Origin of the sequence: Synechococcus sp. MIT S9507 (assembly GCF_047304715.1) — a bacterium.
GTDB lineage: Bacteria > Cyanobacteriota > Cyanobacteriia > PCC-6307 > Cyanobiaceae > Synechococcus_C.
On the sequence record NZ_CP138970.1, the window covers coordinates 1,788,499 to 1,806,647 of the forward strand.

11 protein-coding genes are annotated in these 18,149 nt (G+C 52.0%); 5 read left to right on the forward strand and 6 right to left on the reverse strand.

Features of this window, described 5'->3' with window-relative positions; translation table 11 throughout:
* Nucleotides 1-12: 12 nt before the first annotated feature.
* Nucleotides 13-2,217 carry an AAA family ATPase gene (locus SIB83_RS09380; protein WP_413747346.1) on the reverse strand — a complete coding sequence of 735 codons (2,205 nt, stop codon included), beginning with the start codon at nt 2,215-2,217 and terminating at the stop codon, nt 13-15.
* Between the two features lie 95 nt (nt 2,218-2,312).
* On the opposite strand from SIB83_RS09380, the gene SIB83_RS09385 reads away from it, so the two are divergent.
* Genes SIB83_RS09385 through SIB83_RS09395 form a run of 3 tightly spaced genes read left to right on the forward strand, consistent with a single transcriptional unit; the run spans nt 2,313 to nt 7,152 of the window.
* The gene (locus SIB83_RS09385; protein ID WP_413745649.1) at nt 2,313-3,425 is read left to right on the forward strand and encodes an efflux RND transporter periplasmic adaptor subunit; all 1,113 of its coding nucleotides are present in this window, start codon (nt 2,313-2,315) and stop codon (nt 3,423-3,425) included.
* Nucleotides 3,426-3,436: 11 nt separating this feature from the next.
* Complete coding sequence (locus SIB83_RS09390) at nt 3,437-6,874, forward strand: efflux RND transporter permease subunit (protein WP_413745650.1); 3,438 nt, start codon at nt 3,437-3,439, stop codon at nt 6,872-6,874.
* Nucleotides 6,871-7,152 carry a hypothetical protein gene (locus SIB83_RS09395; protein WP_413745651.1) on the forward strand — a complete coding sequence of 94 codons (282 nt, stop codon included), beginning with the start codon at nt 6,871-6,873 and terminating at the stop codon, nt 7,150-7,152. Before SIB83_RS09390 ends, SIB83_RS09395 begins: the two co-directional genes overlap by 4 nt.
* 3 nt (nt 7,153-7,155) lie before the next feature.
* Here SIB83_RS09395 and SIB83_RS09400 read toward each other — a convergent pair whose 3' ends face one another.
* From SIB83_RS09400 to sufB, 5 genes are all read right to left on the reverse strand, one after another.
* Nucleotides 7,156-8,814 carry an alpha-D-glucose phosphate-specific phosphoglucomutase gene (locus tag SIB83_RS09400; protein WP_413745652.1) on the reverse strand — a complete coding sequence of 553 codons (1,659 nt, stop codon included), beginning with the start codon at nt 8,812-8,814 and terminating at the stop codon, nt 7,156-7,158.
* Between the two features lie 361 nt (nt 8,815-9,175).
* The gene (locus tag SIB83_RS09405; RefSeq protein WP_413745653.1) at nt 9,176-9,550 is read right to left on the reverse strand and encodes a hypothetical protein; all 375 of its coding nucleotides are present in this window, start codon (nt 9,548-9,550) and stop codon (nt 9,176-9,178) included.
* 47 nt (nt 9,551-9,597) lie between these two features.
* Entirely contained in the window at nt 9,598-10,788 is a 1,191-nt protein-coding gene (locus SIB83_RS09410) for a SufB/SufD family protein (protein ID WP_413745654.1), read from the reverse strand.
* Between the two features lie 2 nt (nt 10,789-10,790).
* Nucleotides 10,791-11,579, reverse strand: a complete 789-nt coding sequence (gene sufC / locus SIB83_RS09415; protein ID WP_413745655.1) for a Fe-S cluster assembly ATPase SufC — start codon at nt 11,577-11,579, stop codon at nt 10,791-10,793.
* Nucleotides 11,580-11,630: 51 nt separating this feature from the next.
* The gene (gene sufB / locus SIB83_RS09420; protein WP_413405322.1) at nt 11,631-13,082 is read right to left on the reverse strand and encodes a Fe-S cluster assembly protein SufB; all 1,452 of its coding nucleotides are present in this window, start codon (nt 13,080-13,082) and stop codon (nt 11,631-11,633) included.
* 461 nt (nt 13,083-13,543) lie between these two features.
* Here sufB and SIB83_RS09425 point away from each other — a divergent pair, with 461 nt between their 5' ends.
* Together SIB83_RS09425 and SIB83_RS09430 are read left to right on the forward strand one after the other, a co-directional pair.
* The gene (locus SIB83_RS09425) at nt 13,544-14,677 is read left to right on the forward strand and encodes an efflux RND transporter periplasmic adaptor subunit (RefSeq protein WP_413745656.1); all 1,134 of its coding nucleotides are present in this window, start codon (nt 13,544-13,546) and stop codon (nt 14,675-14,677) included.
* A 68-nt stretch (nt 14,678-14,745) separates the two neighbouring features.
* Entirely contained in the window at nt 14,746-17,952 is a 3,207-nt protein-coding gene (locus SIB83_RS09430) for an efflux RND transporter permease subunit (RefSeq protein WP_413745299.1), read from the forward strand.
* Nucleotides 17,953-18,149: the final 197 nt, after the last annotated feature.

Genomic DNA, 18,149 nt, shown 5'->3' on the forward strand with positions numbered 1-18,149 from the left:
TTTTGTAGGCGTTCAGTCCAGTCGGCCTTCGATACGCCAGTGACGAAGACTCTGGGGCAGAGCTCTGCCCCGTTGCCGCAAAAGCCCGCGACGCAGTTCAGACAGTGCGGCTTCACTGACTTCACCGGTTCCTTCAAGCGCTCTTCGGTATGGGCGGTTTGCTCCGAGCCAGCGTTCGATCAGGCTTGGCTCAATAGAGAGCTTGAGCGATTCCTCCCAGCTGCTTTGATTCGTCACCCAACCGCACCGCTCCAGCTGATTCAGCAGCAACCGGCGCTGTTCCGCCTGATTCAGCCAGATCGATTCCAGTGAGGCCAGGGTCTTCAGCGATGACTGAGAACTGCTTGTCTCTCCAGCGCGCGCATCAAGCTCCAGCAACCCTCCCGCCGGCCCCAGTTGGGGTTCACTCAGCAACAACCTCAACTGAGCGCCGCGTGTCGAACGCGAGCTCAACTGAGTCCAAAAAATCTCAAGGTCAGGAGATCTGAGATCCTCCTGATTCAGTCGCCCGCCCACCACTTCAAACAGGTGGTCAGGGCTCAGTTGCTCCAGTGCCGCACCATCGGCAAGGACAGCTGGTTGATGGAGAGGATCAAGCAACTGCAATTGCGCTTCCAGCCGGAGCTGTTCCGTTGAGGACGAACAGAGAATGGTGAGCCCGCCCTCGGCCACGGATCCGAGGGGATCAAGCGACCAGAGCAGTGAACGTCCTCCAATGATCAGTACGCGATCTGTGCGTTGCCAGCAAAGATCGGACCACAATCTCTGACGCAGCTCCTGCAGACGTTCGCCATCCACGGACAATTGACGTTGCAGCCAACGCTCCAGCTGGGGTTGCTCCGGTCCGCTGCTCACCAACAGCGGATATTCGTCGACCGCCTCGGCTGATGCCGCCAGCTGAGCGGCACGCCGTTCCAGCATCCGTTCGCGACGTTGTCCCTCCCATCCCTGGCGACTTGGTGACCAGAAGGCCTCACCCTGCAGAGCGCTGGGCAGGTACTGCTGTGCCACCCAGTGTTCACGAAAGGCATGGGGGTAGCGATAGCCCTTGCCGTCACCGAAGGCATCGCCATCGCGGTTGGCGTCGCGCAGGTGAGGAGGCACATCCTGTCCCTGTGCTTCACGCACCTGACGCAGCGCTTCGAACATGCCGCTGGTGCTGTTGCTTTTTTCGGTGCATGCCAGGTACAGAGCTGCCTGGGCCAGTGGATACAGTCCTTCCGGCAGGCCGATGCGCTCAAAGGCCGCGGCACAGGCTTCGACCACCACCACCGCCTGCGGGTCCGCAAGGCCCACGTCCTCGCCGGCAGAGATCAGCATGCGCCGGAAAATGAAGCGAGGGTTTTCACCGGCTTCGATCATCCGTGCCAGCCAGAACAGTGCAGCGTCGGCATCCGAGCCCCGCAGGGATTTGATGAAGGCACTGATCGTGTCGAAGTGCGCATCACCCTGCTTGTCATAGAGCACGGCGCGCTGCTGAATGGATTCCTCCGCAATGCCAAGGTCGATGGCGATCACGCCCTGCTGATTTTCAGGGGTGCTTTCCACGGCGAGCTCGAGCGCATTGAGCAGGCTGCGCGCATCACCTCCCGCCACATTGACGAGGTGGTCAGAGGCCTCAGCGCTGATCTCCACATGGCGTTCGCCGTAGCCACGCTCCTTGTCGTGGAGTGCTGTCTGCAGCAAACGATTCAGGTCTTCCGGACCCAGGCTCTGCAGACGAAACAGCCTGGAGCGACTGACGAGCGCCTTGTTGACTTCGAAGAAAGGGTTCTCAGTGGTGGCACCGATCAGGGTGAGCGTGCCGTTCTCCACCCAGGGCAGCAGAGCATCCTGCTGGGCGCTGTTGAAACGATGCACCTCATCGATGAACAGGATGGTGCGCAGCCCATGGCGTTCGAGCCGTTGACCGGCATCGTTCACTTCAGAGCGCAGGTCCTTGACGCCGGCGAGCACGGCATTGAGAGAACTGAAATGGGCTCTTGTGTGATTGGCGATGATCCGCGCCAGGGTGGTCTTTCCGACCCCTGGTGGGCCATGCAGAATCAGATTTCCGACACGGTCAGCTGAGATGGCTCGCCGCAGTAAGCGACCCTCCGCCAGGATCGCTCCCTGCCCCACAAATTCATCGAGAGTGCGGGGTCGCAGCCGATCGGCGAGGGGTGCCTGCCTCAGCCGAGCAGCTTCTCCGTGATGGCTGAACAGATCCTGTTTCAAAGGTCCGCCCACGGCATTGACTCCCGATCGGATGATTCTTGCTCAAGTTGAGCCTTTGACATCGAGAACGCCGTCATAATGCGGCCGATTGAGTCATGGCTGTGCGTCTCACCCGACCCTTCCTACCTTTCGCACTGACGCTGTTCATCCTCGGTGCCTGCGGAAAAGGTGGTGACCCGAAAAGACCCCTGCCAGAGGTGCAGCAGGCTGCAGTCACCGAGTCTGCATTCACCGATGACGTCGATACGGTCAGCACCCTCGAAGCCAGCGATCTGGTTCAGCTTGCTGCCCAGGCATCAGGCCGGATCATTGAACTGAAGATCACCCAGGGAGATCGGGTGATCCCGGGGCAGTTGCTCATGACCCTTGATCAGGCTCAGGAGCAGGCCAAGCTGGCCGGACTGAAAGCCAAAGAGCAAAAGGATCTGCTAGAGCTGAAACGCTATGAATTCCTGGTGCCTCTGGGTGCTGCGGAAGCGTCAGAGCGTGATCAACGGCGTGCGATCTACATCGCCTCTAGAGAAGAGGTCAAAGCTCAGGAGGCCACCCTGGCCTACAGCAATCTGCAGTCACCGATCGCTGGAACAGTCGCAGACATCTCTGTGCAGGTCGGGGATGTGGTGAGAAATGGCGACCCATTCACCAAGTTGATTCGCAACAACTCCCTCAAGGCCAGGGTGGAGGTGCCTTCAACCTATGCCGACCGCATCAGGATTGGACTGCCGGTGTTGCTCAGTCTTCCTGGCCGGAACGAGGTGATGGCCAGGAGCTCGGTAATGTCGGTTGACCCCGGAATCAACTCTGGAACACAGGCGCTTCTGGTGATGGCGCAGTTCCCCAATCCAGATGGCAAGCTGCGTAACGGTCAGAGGTTGCGCACCAGGGTTCAGCTGGACTCCCGCCAGCAGCCTTCCGTTCCATTTGCTGCCGTAACGCAGACGTCCGGCCAGAGCTTTGTGTTCCGTGTTGGAACGCTCAAGGAGCTTGAAGCACAGCCTGGCAAGGCTGACCTGGACAGGATCAAACGGGGAATTGATCGCGGCGTGATTTCTCCCGGCACTCTGTTTGCGCTGCAAACGCCGGTCAATCTTGGTGCCCTGCAGAACAATCGCTATCCCGTCATCAAAGGCTTGAAGCTGGGGCAGAACGTGATCACCAGCAATCTGCTCAGCCTGCGTCACGGTGTGCCGGTGAAGGTGAAGAACTGAGCGACTGAGTCATGTCCGCCTCGAATAATTTCATCACCAGACCCGTTCTTACAACGGTCTGCAGCATTCTGATCGTGATCGTGGGATTGATTGCGATTCCGATCCTTCCAATCGAAAACCTCCCGGACATTGCTCCTCCCACCGTCAAGGTGAGGGCCAACTACACCGGTGCCGATGCCGTTTCTGTTGAGGAGGGTGTCACCAGTGTTCTTGAGCAGCAGATCAACGGTGTCGAGAACATGGACTTCATCAGGTCCAACAGTTCCGCGGACGGGGTCAGCTCCATTGATGTGGCTTTCGCCAGCGGCACCAACGGTGACATCAACCAGGTCAATGTTCAGAATCGTGTGGCTCTGGCCGAACCGCAACTCCCTGAGGAGGTACGTCAGGCCGGCGTGAGCGTCAACAAAGCGTCCAATTCGATTCTGCTCGTTTACAACTTCGGCAGCGCGGATCCTGACCAGATCACCTACAGCGCTGAGACGATCAGTGGACTGCTGGATCTGAATCTGACCGATGCCATCAAGCGGGTGAGCGGTGTCGGGGATCTCACCTACTTCGGTAATCGAAAACTGGCGTTTCGGCTGTGGCTTGACCCCGACAAGCTCGCCAGTTTTGGCCTCACCTCCAGTGATGTGGTCAATCAGCTGTCCAGCCAGAATCGTCTTGTTCCTGCTGGTCAGGTCGGCGGTGAGCCCTCACCGAAGGGGCAGCAATTCACCTTCACTGTGCAGCTGCAGGGCCGCCTACGCAGCGTTGAGGACTTCGAGCAGATGGTGGTGCGAGCCGCTGAGGAGGGTGGTCTGGTACGCCTCCGGGATGTGGGCAGCGTTCAGCTTGGTGGTGAGTCCTATGCCGTCAGCGCCACCGACCTTCAGGGGGTTCCGTCTGTTGGTTTGGCTGTTTATCAGCTCTCAGGCAGTAACGCTCTCGAGGTGTCGGACGGTGTGAAGCAGGTGCTCGCTGACTTTGAGATGACCATGCCTGTGGGCATGAAGATGGAGAAGATCTACGACAACACCGACTTCATCAGTGCCTCCATCCAGGGCGTGGTGAATTCCCTGCGGGATGCCGTGGTGCTTGTGGTTCTGATTCTTTTCCTGTTTCTTCAGAACTGGAAGGCCACTCTTGTTCCGGGGATCGCCATCCCTGTGGCATTGATCGGCACCTTTGGCCTGGTCCTGGGCTTCGGCTTTTCCCTGAATCAGCTGACGCTGTTCGGTCTGGTGCTGGCCACGGGTCTCGTGGTCGACGATGCGATCACCGTGATCGAGGACACTTCCACCAAAAAAGTGGAGGGGATGACGGCCCTGGAGGCAGCGAAAGCCACCATGGATGAGCTGTTCTCAGCGATCATCGCCACCTCGCTGGTGAAGTTCGCAGTGTTCCTGCCAGTTCTGTTTTTCCCTGGTGCGACAGGAACGATCTACAAACAGTTCGCGGCCACGGTGATCTTCTCGATCGCCATTTCCACTTTCAACGCTCTTACCTTCTCGCCGATGTTGTCAGCACTGCTGCTGGCGCGTGAATCAAAGGATCCCGGACGTCGGAGCTATGCCATCGCAGGCATGGTGATCGGTTTTGTGTATGGGTTGCTGGTGGTTGGTGCTGGGGCGCCTCTGGTGATGATCCCGATGGCTGTTGGTGCCTTGATTGGTCTGCTGCTTGGCCGCCTGATCGATCGACCGGTCACACTGCCCTTCACCATCGGTGGAGCCATTACCGGCTTGATTCTTGTTGGAGTCAGTCGGGTCATCCCCGTGATGCTCTATCCAGCTCTGGGACTGACTCTGGGTTGGTTCACGCCAATCATTTTCTGCCAATTCAATAGCGGGTATGCCGTGATGGAGAGCCGCTACGCCGCCGCTTTGGAGTGGGCTCTCGGTCGACGTCGACTGGTGATGAGCATCCTCGGCATCGGCATCCTGCTCACGGCCGTTGCCTTCCGGGCCATTCCCGGTGGGTTTGTGCCGATTGAAGATCAGGGTTATGCGATTGGCGTGGTGCAGGCGCCGGAGGGCGTCTCCACACAGGTCACTGAAGCGATTAACCAGCAGGTGGCTGCCGTACTGCGCACGGAAAAGAACATCACTGCGGCGTCCGTGTTCAGCGGTGCAAGCCTGGATGGCAACAGTCCCAACAAGGGCCTGTTCTTCTTCGGCACCAGCAATTGGTCTGAGCGAAAGCAGCGGGACCAGACCGTGGGGGCGATCGTCGGAAGGCTCAATCAAAAGCTGGCCCGGTCGGTGGATGGTGCCAGGGTGTTCGTCGTTGAACCTCCGGCCATTCCTGGTTATGGCACCGGAGGTGGATTCGAGTTTCAGCTTCTCGATCAGAGTGGTGGGGCCTACAGCCTGGCTGATTTCTACAGCACGGCAGGGCGCCTGATCCAGGCGGGTAACGCAGACCCTGATCTCAATCGTGTCTACACGCTGTTCGCTCCTGAATCGCCACAGATCGAGATTCAGGTGGATCGTGATCGCATGGCCGCCGTTGACGTTGACTTCGGAGCTGCGATGAAGACCTTCAGCATCAACTTCGGCGGCCTCTACGTGAACGACACCTTCCAGGAGGGCAAGGTGCGTCGGGTTTATGTGCAGGCTGATGCTGAGAGCCGTGCGACCCCTGAGCGCCTTTCAGCTCTTTACGTCAAAAGCTCCAACGGTGATCTGATTTCGCTCGCGGAGTTTTTCAGCGTGCGTGAAACACTCGGCCCCACGGTGGTACCTCACTTCAATCTCTACAGGGCCATCAAAATCGAAGGAGCGCCTGCGGCCGGAAAGAGCTCTGGTCAGGCGATCACGGCAATGAAGGGCATCTTTGAGACCTTCAGTCCGCAGGGCCTCAGTTTCGACTGGACTGGAATTTCCCGTGAGGAAGTGAAGGCCGGTGCCCTGGCAGTGGTGATCTTTGCGCTCGGCATCCTCGCGGTGTATCTGGTGCTGTCGGCGCAATACGAAAGTTATTCCGATCCGCTGATCATTCTGATGACGGTACCGACAGCCATGCTCGGCGCACTCGCCTTCCTGGCCTTGCGGGGTGAGGTGCTTAATGTCTACGCACAGGTGGGTCTGGTGATGTTGATCGGCCTGGCGGCTGGCAATGGAATCCTGATTGTGGATATGGCTAACCAGCGGATGCAGGCTGGTGCGAATGCACTGGAGGCTGCACGTTTTGCAGCAGGTTCCCGCCTCAGGCCGATCTTGATGACGGCGATTTCCTCGCTCTTTGGTTTCATGCCGCTGGTCTTCGCCAGCGGTGCAGGCGCTCGCAGTCAGACGTCTCTCGGAGCTGTTGTGTTCGGTGGTCTGTTGATTGCCACCGTTCTGTCGCTCATTGTTATCCCGGTGTTTTATGTCGTTCTCAAGTCTCTGCTTGGGCAGGCGGGTGGTGCATCTGAGGGATCCCCGTCAAGCGCTGATGACGGCTCTCCACTGATCAGCTCATGAAGTATGCACCAAGTGGATTCAACGGTTTCAAAGTTCTCTGGGCTGCTCTCATCGGTGCCTGCATCGGCATCATCCTCACGATTTTTCTTGGCACATTCGTTCGCAATACACCGGCGGAGATTCCTCGCACCAGATTGATTTATCTGCGAGGCGTCGTGATCGCCTCCGCGATGCTGTTTGGCTCATCGGTCGAGAGCATCCGTCAGCTCCAGGAGAGTGCGCCTGAGCAGGAGTATCGCTCTCAAAAGACAACTGAGCGTCAGCAGCGGCGTCGCTGACGCTCAGGTGATCACGGTGGGGCGGTCCATTCCTGTCCGCTGCTGAATCTCCGCCAGTGAGTTGATGCTGCTGATCATCTCTGCCAAAGCGATCTGGGGATCCTGATGGAGATCACCGGTGCTCGGGACATAGCTCTCCAGATAGACCCGGATGGTCGCCCCCTTGGTGCCGGTGCCAGAGAGGCGTACAACAATGCGGCTGCCGTCCTCCAAAAGGATGCGTAAGCCCTGGCCCTTGGTGACCGACTGATCCACAGGGTCGGTGTAACTGAAATTGTCGGCTCCAGTGATGTTGCGATTGGCGAAGGATTGGCCGACCAGACCAGGCAATAGGCCTTCGAGACGGTCATACAAGCCATGGGCGGCGTCGCTGGGCACTGCCTCGTAGTCATGACGTGAGTAGTAGTGCCGCCCAAAGCGCTGCCAGTGGCTGCTCATGATGTCCGCCACGCTGCAACGCCGTGCCGCGAGGATCTGCAACCAGAACAGCACGGCCCACAGGCCGTCTTTTTCACGCACGTGGTTGCTGCCGGTGCCGAAACTTTCTTCGCCGCAGAGTGTGATGCGTCCGGCATCCAGGAGATTTCCAAAGAATTTCCAGCCGGTTGGCGTCTCGAAGCATTCAATACCCAGCGTCTTCGCGACAACGTCAACGGCGGAGCTGGTCGGCATGGAGCGCGCCACGCCTGTAAGGCCTGAGGCGTAGGCCGGTACAAGCGTGGCGTTGGCGGTCAGCACGGCAAGGCTGTCGCTCGGATTCACAAAACAACGGTTGCCGAGGATCATGTTGCGGTCGCCGTCGCCGTCACAGGCTGCACCGAAGCGGTAGTCGTCTCCCTTGAGGAGAAGATCGGCCAATTCATGTGCGTACGTGAGGTTGGGATCCGGATGTCCGCCGCCGAAATCCTCGAGTGGAATTCCATTGCGTACGCTTCCTGCTGCTGCTCCCAGCAGATCTTCGAAAACACGTTTGGCATAAGGCCCCGTGACGGCGTGCATGGCGTCAAAGGCCAGTGGAAAATCGCTGCGCAGGAGAGCACTGATCTGATCGAAATCGAACAGTTGCTGCATCAATGCCACACAGTCATCGACACCGTCGATAATTTCAACCTCCAGACCACCGATGTTGTGTGTTCCTGGAGTTACGAGAGTCAGCTCGGGGGCTTCAACCGTGGCGTACTGCTCCAGTGACTTGGTGCACTCGAATACCGCATCGGTGAAGGAGCCTGGTGTGGGGCCTCCATTAGAGCCATTCACCTTCACTCCGAAATCACCATCCGGTCCGCCTGGATTGTGGCTGGCTGAAAGAATGATTCCGCCAATGGCGTTGCGTTTGCGGATCAGGTTGGACGCGGCCGGTGTGGAGAGAATGCCATTGGTGGTGAGGATCACCTTGTTCAGGCCATGGGCTGCGCCCATGCGCAGAATCACATTGATAGCGCGCAGATTGCCGTAACGGCCATCGCCTCCGAGCACCAATGTGCCTCCCTGAACACCTGGAAGGGTGCGAAACACTGCCTCAACAAAGCTTTCGAGGTAGTGCGGTTGCTCGAATTGCCGGCTGCTCTTGCGCAATCCGGAGGTGCCCGGCTTCTGGTCGGTGAAGGGGGCTTCGAGCCGCACAACGATCTGAGCGGGTTCGGCCGAGGGGGAGGCGGTCATCCCTGACGGGAGCAGATACTTAGAACCCTTACATGTCAGAGGCTTCTCAGGGTTGTCGGCGCGACCACTTGTCGCAGCTACCTCGACGACACCATGGTCTCTGAAGCAGTTTGGGCGCTAACCATCTGATTGCTGATGCTCTCTTTGAGCCGCAATGAACCGTGTTGGTGACACTTCAGGCACCCCTTGCAACCATCGTGTTCAGGCAAAAAAACTCGATCAGGGTGATTGTCAACAACGAATCTGTGAGCTTCGCTTCGATCCGCTGAATCAAGTCAGATTTGGCTCGAAGTCGGGAGTGAACTGACGCTGCCGTTTGTTGTCACGCTCGAACCTCGAATGGGATTGAACCGTTGAGGGTTCAGGTTTGTGTCGGTGAGGGTGCTTCCTGCTTGGGTTTTTCAGGCTCCGTGCAGACCAACGTGAGTCGGCGTGCAGGCCGGTCAATGCTGTCACGACGCTGAAAACTGTTGGTGGTGACCACCTGTGAGGCCTGTACAAGTTCCCAGACGGTGTCCTTGCATGCCGCCGAAAGTCTGGGGTGATCCATAAGTGGATCTGCAAGCGTGCGAGTCTTCCGGCAGCTGTCCTGATCGTTCGCACGTGAGCAGCTGTAAGCCAGCAGCTGGAGTGAACGCAGTTCATCCCTGGTCGGGAATGGAACCTTTTTGATCTTGGCCTCAACCCCTGCGGGGAGCATCAAGGCGAACCCCAAAAGGAGTGATGGAAGTCTCATGGGGTGGTTTCAGAACGTGGCGGCATTCTGGCCTGAGTTCCTCAGCCTCAACCGGATGTGATCAACACGTTGTGGATGCGTTCGGAAAGCTGCCATCGTTCAGCTCCTGCGGGTAAGTGATCAATCACCTCCTGGCAATACCCATTGAGCAATAATGCTGTTGCTTCCACTTCGGTGATTCCGCGGCTGCGGAGATAAAAGAGTTCATCTTCCTGCAGCTGGCTGACCGTGGCTCCGTGTGCGCATTTCACATCATCAGCGATGATTTCAAGCTCCGGTTTTGTATCAACGCGTGCTCGACTCGACAGCATCAGATTACGACTCAATTGAGCGGCATTGGTTTGTTGCGCTTCCTTGGGTACTTGTATTGAGCCATTGAAAATCGTGTGTGATCTCCCTGAAACCAGGCTTTTTTGCAACTGATCAAGTTCGCCCTCGGGCCCGTCAAATCGCATGAAGGAGTGCACTCCGATCTGCTGTTCATCGGTCGCAACAGCCAATCCCATCAGTGATGTGAATGCCTGGCCTCTCAGTTGCACGATTTTCGGTTCAATTCGAGCAAAAATCGAACCCTGTACAAAGGAAGACAATGCATAGTGGCTTCGCGGCTCCTGCTGTATGGCAAGTGTTGTCAGAATTGAGCTGGAGCCATCACCAATCGAGAGCAAACCATGTTGAAGATGTGATTCTTCAGCGAGCAGAACTTCGCAGAGATGGCTATGGGCAACTCCGCTCTCTGCTCGAAAGACTTCAAGCAGCTCAAGTTCGGCATTCTCATCAAGAATCAGCAACACACGTGTCGCCATCAAGCCGGAGCCACGGGCATCAATCACGAGTTCCAGCGGAGGAACCTTGCCACTGATCTGCAGCGCCAGGATGTGTCGGCTGGAGGACTTGTTGAGCTCCACCGTCCAGTCTTCAGAGCATCCGCAGTGATCTGTTGCACGACCGAGGAGACTCTCGATCTCATCCCTGTGCAGGGCTTTGATGCCGCTGGGGAGTGTCACCCCCTCCAAGGGATTCTGTTCTTCATCACCGAGCAGCAAGCGAAGCCCGCCCTGTGGCGGCTCCGGCAGATCAGTGCGCGCATCAGCGCCAATGAGCGGCAGGTCATGAACCGCCCCAAGTCGTTTGAGATCGGTGAGTCTCCAGGCTTCCTGTTTACGGGTGGGCAAGCCAAGACGCTGGAGGGCTTCACGTCCTCGCTGCTGCACCGGTGCCAGTACGTTGCTCACCATGATCAGGCCACTCCCTCGGCAGCGAGCTGCTTATCAACCCAGTCGTAGCCGGTTTTCTCCAGCTCGATTGCCAGATCACGCCCACCGGTGCGCAGGATGCGGCCCGCAGCCATCACATGCACGTAGTCGGGAGTGATTTCATCGAGCAACCGCTGGTAATGCGTGATCAGGATCGTTGCGTTCTGCGGACCGGAAAGCTGATTCACGCCGCCGGCCACGATGCGCAGGGCGTCGATATCAAGACCGGAATCGGTTTCATCAAGAATCGCCACGACCGGCTCCAGCAAGGCCATCTGCAGGATTTCATTGCGCTTCTTCTCGCCACCGGAGAAGCCCTGGTTGACGCTGCGTTCGAGGAACGCAGGATCCATCTGCACCACCTTGAGCTTCTCGCGCACGTGGTCTTCAAAGTCAAAGGTGTCGAGTTCTTCCTGGCCCCGCTTCTCACGCCGAGCATTGGTGGACACGCGCAGAAATTCCAGATTGCTGACGCCGGGGATCTCAACCGGATACTGGAAGCTGAGGAACACACCGAGGCGTGCACGCTCCTCCGCCTCCAGTTCAAAGAGATCTTCACCGCGATAGCGAACACTGCCACCGGTGACCTGATAAGCGGGATGGCCGGCCAGAACCTTCGAGAGGGTGCTCTTGCCACTGCCGTTGCGACCCATGATCGCGTGAACTTCACCAGCTCTGATCTGGAGATTCACGCCTTTGAGGATGGGCTGATCTTCAACGGATGCATGCAGATCGTTGATGTCGAGAAGCAGTTCGGCGTCGGAATTGATCATGGAATAAATAGGCTGATAATCGGTGATGGTCTATTTTGTGATGAGGAAGATTCAGCCCACAGCTCCCTCCAGACGAAGTGAAAGCAATTTGTCAGCTTCTGCCGCGAATTCCATCGGCAATTGGTTATAAACATCCTGGCAGAAACCGCTGACCATCATGGAGACCGCCTCCTCGAATCCGATGCCGCGGCTCTGCAGATAAAAGAGCTGGTCTTCTGAGATACGGCAGGTGCTGGCCTCATGTTCCACAGAAGAATTCATTTGTTGACAATGAATATAGGGATAGGTATTAGCACTGGCGTTATCACCAATCAGCATTGAGTCGCATTGGCTGTAATTGCGTGCACCTTTTGCTGACGGATTGACATGAACCAGGCCTCGATAACTGTTGCTCGATTTACCGGCGCTGATCCCTTTGCTGACAATGGTTGAGCGTGTGTGTGGGCCGATGTGAATCATTTTGGTCCCGGTATCTGCCTGCTGAAGATGATGTGTCAGAGCGACGGAGTAAAATTCACCAACCGAGTCTTCTCCAATTAAAACGCAGCTGGGATATTTCCAGGTGATTGCCGATCCGGTCTCCACCTGGGTCCAGCTGATGCAGCTGCGGGCGCCGCGGCACTGGCCACGCTTGGTGACAAAGTTGTAGATACCGCCAACGCCGTTCTCATCGCCTGGGTACCAGTTCTGCACAGTGGAATACTTGATCGATGCATCATCAAGCGCAATCAGTTCGACCACGGCAGCGTGCAACTGGTTGGTGTCGAACATCGGAGCCGTGCAGCCCTCGAGATAGCTCACGGAAGCACCTTCCTCCGCCACGATCAGGGTGCGCTCGAATTGTCCTGCATCTCCGGAGTTGATCCGAAAGTAGGAGGACAGCTCCATCGGACATTCAACTCCCTTGGGGATATACACGAATGTGCCGTCGCTGAAAACGGATGCATTCAATGCCGCAAAGAAATTATCGTTGCTGGGAATAACAGTCCCAAGATATTTTTTGATCAGTTCAGGATGCTCCTTGACCGCTTCCGCAAAGCCGCAGAAAATCACTCCAAATTCTGCAAGCTTTTCTTTGAAAGTTGTCGCAATCGAAACACTGTCGAAGACGGCGTCAACGGCAACGTTGCCGAGTCTTTTTTGCTCATTTAAAGGAATACCAAGTCTGCTGAACGTGTCGAGAAGCTCTGGGTCAACCTCCTCAAGACTTCGTTTCTTTTCTTTCGTTTTAGGCGCCGCATAGTAAATGATATCCTGATAGTCGATTGCTGGATAGCCAAGTTTGGCCCAGTTGGGTTCATCCTGTGTCAGCCAATTTTGATAAGCCTTCAGCCTGAATTCGAGCATGAAATCGGGCTCCTCTTTTTTGGCAGAGATCAGACGAATCACCTCCTCATTGATGCCTTTGGGAATTTTTTCTTCTTCAATCTCCGTGACGAATCCATATTTATAAGGCTGATCGACCAGCTCTTCGGCTGAGGATTCATTGGGAGTGTTTTTCATAAATCAATGCCTTGTCCGGGTATTTTTGAATGAGAGTTGAATGAGATTAAGATGAGAGGGCTTGTTCTTTTAATTAAAAAGCTAACAGCCTTGTGACCGTAAGCAGCATGCAAATTGTGATTCCCTTGTAAACTAATCAATGATGAGTCAATGGTCAGCCTGCAACTGATACGCGCTTGTGCATCATTCGGGCATGTACGGTTTGCTTGGACAGATTCTGCAGAATGAACTTTTAGAATTGATACTGCAATCCATGAAATTCTTCAGTGTCAGGAGCAGATAGTTAAAAATTATCTATCCGATGTTTAAATAAAGACCTAGTTAATAGTGATGTTGTTCCTTTTTGTTGGCAAGTGCTAACGCTGTGAAATACTTGTTGACGAATTACATGAGAGCAGATTCAAGAGCTAGGCTTAGGCAAATTTAGTGACCCAATTTTGCCTTCGCACGTCTGCTCCAAAATGCGATTAGCGATTAAAGTTGGCCTCGTGTATGGTCTTTGCACCATCGTCGCAGCTTGTCAAAGCAAAGTCGCCACCCCTCAGCTTATTCCGGTTGATGCGACGAGGATTCAAATGCGTGATTTTGACAATGTCATTCAAGCAGAGGGTACTTTGACTGATCCTGGATATATTCAACTGAAACCGCAAACTAGTGGATTGATAACCCAAGTACTCGTTAAAGAAGGTGACCCTGTTCGAACTGGTCAAATATTGGTTGTTTTGGATGATGCAGAAGAACGGGCAGATCTCAAAACAGCGCAAGCGCAGCTGAAAGAAGCGCTTGTACAAGCAAATAGATATAAAAAATTAGCATTAGTTGGCGGTGTAGAAAAGGAACAAGCTGAAGAAAAACAAATAAAAGCAATTGAAGCCCAGAGTAATGTCGTTTCTAAGCAGGAAGCTCTTTCGAAAAGATCAATGCGTTCTCCTATAGATGGGATTGTAGGAGATCTTTCTGGTATTAGCCCTGGGCAATACTTGCAGACAGGTCTGGAGCAAGGCCAGAATAATTTTGTTGTTGTCAATAACGAAAATCTTTCAATTGACATTTCTATTCCCGCTCTTCAAGCAGGGCAAATTAAGTTGAACCAGAAGGTTAAAATGTATGATGTATCAAATAGCAATGTAATAGGCGAGGGCAGGATTTCATTTATACCTCCATACTTTGATTTAGACGGTGACATTAGTAATTATCAGCCATCTAACACTTTGAAGGTGAGAGCAGTTTTTGTTAACGGAACAGGCTTTCGGCCTAATCAGCTAATCCGATCAAGCATTATTATCGGTGATGAACAACTTCCTGGTTTGCCAGCTACAGCGGCATTGTTTAAAGCGCAGCAACCGTATACTTACAAACTAATTCCAATTAAGACTTTTCTAAAGGATTCAGATATCACGCCTGATCAAAAAAAATCTATGTCAAAGTTGCCCGCAAGTACTTTAATTGCAATTGACACACCCCTAAAGCTCGGTACATTGCAGGATGATTATTTTCGTATTCTAGGTGGTTTAAATACCGGTGATTTGATTGCAATAAGTGGTTCAGGTATGCTTGCCAATGGCACTCCAGTTTCAATTAAATCTTCTAAATAAAGTACTAATAAGTGTCATTATCTAACCGTTTCATCAATAGACCAGTTCTTACCAGTGTTTGCAGTCTGGTGATCTTTATCCTCGGATGGCTTTCTTTCGAAAGTTTGCCGATTGAGTTTCTTCCTGATATTGCTCAGCCCACAATCACTGTCACTGCCGAATACCCAGGTGGAAATGCATCATTTGTCGAACTATCTATCACAGACCAATTAGAAGATATTTTATCAGATACGCCAGGAGTAGAGTATTTTACCTCTTCATCAAAATCTAATACAACCTCTATTACTTTGCATTTAGAGCCTGATACCTCGGCTGACACTGCTTCATTAGATGTTCAAAATCGTGTCCAACAAGCAAAGTCATCTCTTCCTCAGATTACTCAAACTAGGGGGATTAACATTTCGCAGACTACAGATACGCCAATTGCTAACTATTTAATCACTTCAACTAAAGGGCAACATGACAGTGCTTACTTAACAACCCTGGTCAAAAATCAGTTGTACAAGCAAATTCAAATGATTTCAGGAGTTGGAAGACTAGATATTTTCCCACAAAGACCTCTCTTCGAAATTTCAGTAGATTCTAATTTGTTGCGTACATACGGATTAAGTGCTGAGGATGTAAAGCAGAGTATTAATTCGCAGAATACTCCCGCATCTGGTGGATCTGTTGGTGCTCAACGGGTTGGCGAAAAAGAGACCTATTTTTATTCAGTAATGATTGAGAATAGTGGATATATTCAATCGATTTCAGATTTCAAGAACATTGTTGTAAAACGATTAGAGTCTGGAGCTGTCTTAAGAGTCAAAGACATTGGCGATGTCAAATATACATCTAGTGCTGACCATGATATTAAATCTAGCAATGGTTATCCTGGTGTATTTATTTCAGTAAATCTTAAGTCAGGCAGTAATGCTGTTGAGGTAGGTGAGAATGTCGGCCAGGTGATTGAGGAGTTCAAAACTGCTGCACCTTCCGGAATCAAAGTTGTGCGAATCAGGGATCGCAAGGCATTTATATTGGATTCCATAGCTAATGTCAAAGATGCACTTGGCTTAGCAATAGTTCTGGTTGTTCTTATTTTATTATTGTTTTTGCAAAATTGGCGTACAATTTTAATCCCTGGCTTAGCCATACCCATTTCAATTATTGGTACATTCTCATTTCTTAGGCTTTTTGACTTTACGCTAAATTTTCTCACAATGACGGCACTGGTGTTGGCGACAGGGCTGGTGGTTGACGATGCAATTCTTGTAGTTCAGCAAGTGTCATCCAATATTAAAAAGGGAATGAATCCAGTTGATGCAGCATTTGCGTCAATGAACGATTTGTCAGGGGCGATTATATCCACTTCTTTAGTGCTGATAGCCTTGTTTCTGCCTGTGACATTGGTTAGTGGTCCTATTGGCAACATCTACATTCAGTTTGCAATAACAATCATAAGCTCCATTGCGATATCAACTTTTAATGCGCTCACATTTTCACCAATGATGTCTGCTCTGCTATTAAGTTCAGAGCCGACTAAACCTACGCGACCGTGGATTACCGCATTCTTAGGAGCTGCTGTAGGTCTTTTGATGGGGTTTTTCACTAAAGCTAGTTTTGGAAATTTTGCTATTCCGATTAGCATTGCTATATTTTCCATCATTGGATTTAAGATTGAGAACGTTTATCAAACTTTCAATCGTTTTTATTTAAAAACTGAGAATACTTACGAGAATCTTTTGCGCCGTTTTTTGAAGAGAAGCAAGTTGGTTTGTGCGTCTTTATTGCCACTTGCGTTAGTAACTCTGTATTTATTTAGGATTATTCCTACTGGTTTAATCCCGAATGAAGACATGGGTAATTTAAGTAGTTTGTTATTGCTCAATCCTGGAATATCGCTAACAGCAGCTCAACCTGTTAGCAACCAGGCAAGAAAAATATTAAATGGTATAAAAGAAGACAAAGAGTCTGGCCTTCTTGATTTTGTTGCTGTCGACAGTAGGAATGACGCCCTAATATTTCTATATATGAGTTTAACTCCGCTAGATCAGCGTCGCAAAAAAGATCAGAGTATTGAGAGTATTAAAGCTAACATTGCAACAAAGCTAGCACCTTTACCAACAAGGGTTTTCCCACCGGTATTGGAAGATCCGATGATTCAAGGATTTGGTGAGGATAACTCTACAACTGTATCTTTGATCGACAAAAGTAGTGGCCGTTATTCAATTAATGAGTTCTTTGATTTAGCCCAGAAATTTTCAGACAAATCATCTCAGCAATCGTCAATCCAGAACATCTCAACCCAGTTTTCTCCTGATAACCCAACCTATGAGCTGAAAATAGACCGGTCATTGCTCGGGTCCCTTAATCTTACCTACGATGAAGTTGTAAACACGATTAGTACTTTCGCAACCAGTACACGTGTTACTCAAACATCATTAGAGGGAGGTCCAAAAGATGTCAACATCATCAGTCAACCTCAGGATAGAAGTACTATAGATGACATAATGAATTTCCCACTACAAACCTCTAAAGGAGATTTTGTAAAATTAAAAGAAGTGGCTTCATATAAATTGCTAACAAGTCCAGTACAGATAAATCATTTTAATTTTCAACGCTCAATTGAGTATAAAGTCGTTCCTGCCCCTGGATATACTACAGGCCAGGTTATCAATGACATTAAAAATGTTTTTGAAACCCTTGATTTTAATGATATAGGTTATGAGTTTACAGGTCTTTCTAGAGTCCAAAATAATTCAGGCTCTGCAATTGTTTTCTTGTTCTTGATGGCAGCATTGGCTGTTTTCTTGGTTCTTTCTGCGTTGTATGAAAGCTACATTACTTCAACTGTCATCATGATTACAGTCCCAATAGCCATACTGGGCAGTCTTGTATTCCTTAAATTGCGATCAATGGAGATTAATATTTTTGCTCAAATAGGATTTCTTATGTTAATAGGACTTGCCGCTAAAAACTCAATTCTGGTTGTCGAAGCGGCAGATCAACGAGTTTCTAAAGGAGTCGATATTGTTGTAGCTGCCGCAGAAGCTGGAAAGGAAAGGCTTCAGCCTATCTTGATGACATCCGTTGCGTCTCTTGCTGGCTTTTTCCCACTTGTGATTGCGCAAAATGCTGGCGCAAATACTCAGCAGTCAATTGGTACGGTTGTTTTTGGAGGCCTTTTGATGGGAACCACATTGTCGTTGCTGGTTGTACCTTCTGTTTATGTGTTGATTAAAAATCTGGAAAATAGAATTTTTTCGCGAAGTTCAAAGGCCAGTCTTTCTTGATAGTTGATTTGCTGCTCTCGGTTGATTGCTTGAAATTGTGAATCTTCCAGCAGTTTTCTGGCTCTTAAGCAAGCCTCTGTGGATAGTTTGATCAGAGTATTGCCATGAAGGGTTAATGCAATACCGCTAATATTATTTTCCAAAAATAATCTCAGCTGACCCCGCTCCCGCATCTGGATGGCTGCCGATTCAGCTTG

Excerpts from the sequence above, each read along its gene's own strand:
- SIB83_RS09410 (WP_413745654.1), bottom strand. The coding sequence starts at position 10,788 with ATGGTGAGCAACGTACTGGCACCGGTGCAGCAGCGAGGACGTGAAGCC.
- SIB83_RS09400 (WP_413745652.1), bottom strand. The coding sequence starts at position 8,814 with ATGACCGCCTCCCCCTCGGCCGAACCCGCTCAGATCGTTGTGCGGCTC.
- sufB (WP_413405322.1), bottom strand. The coding sequence starts at position 13,082 with ATGAAAAACACTCCCAATGAATCCTCAGCCGAAGAGCTGGTCGATCAG.
- sufC (WP_413745655.1), bottom strand. The coding sequence starts at position 11,579 with ATGATCAATTCCGACGCCGAACTGCTTCTCGACATCAACGATCTGCAT.
- SIB83_RS09425 (WP_413745656.1), top strand. The coding sequence starts at position 13,544 with ATGCGATTAGCGATTAAAGTTGGCCTCGTGTATGGTCTTTGCACCATC.
- SIB83_RS09390 (WP_413745650.1), top strand. The coding sequence starts at position 3,437 with ATGTCCGCCTCGAATAATTTCATCACCAGACCCGTTCTTACAACGGTC.
- SIB83_RS09385 (WP_413745649.1), top strand. The coding sequence starts at position 2,313 with ATGGCTGTGCGTCTCACCCGACCCTTCCTACCTTTCGCACTGACGCTG.
- SIB83_RS09405 (WP_413745653.1), bottom strand. The coding sequence starts at position 9,550 with ATGAGACTTCCATCACTCCTTTTGGGGTTCGCCTTGATGCTCCCCGCA.
- SIB83_RS09395 (WP_413745651.1), top strand. The coding sequence starts at position 6,871 with ATGAAGTATGCACCAAGTGGATTCAACGGTTTCAAAGTTCTCTGGGCT.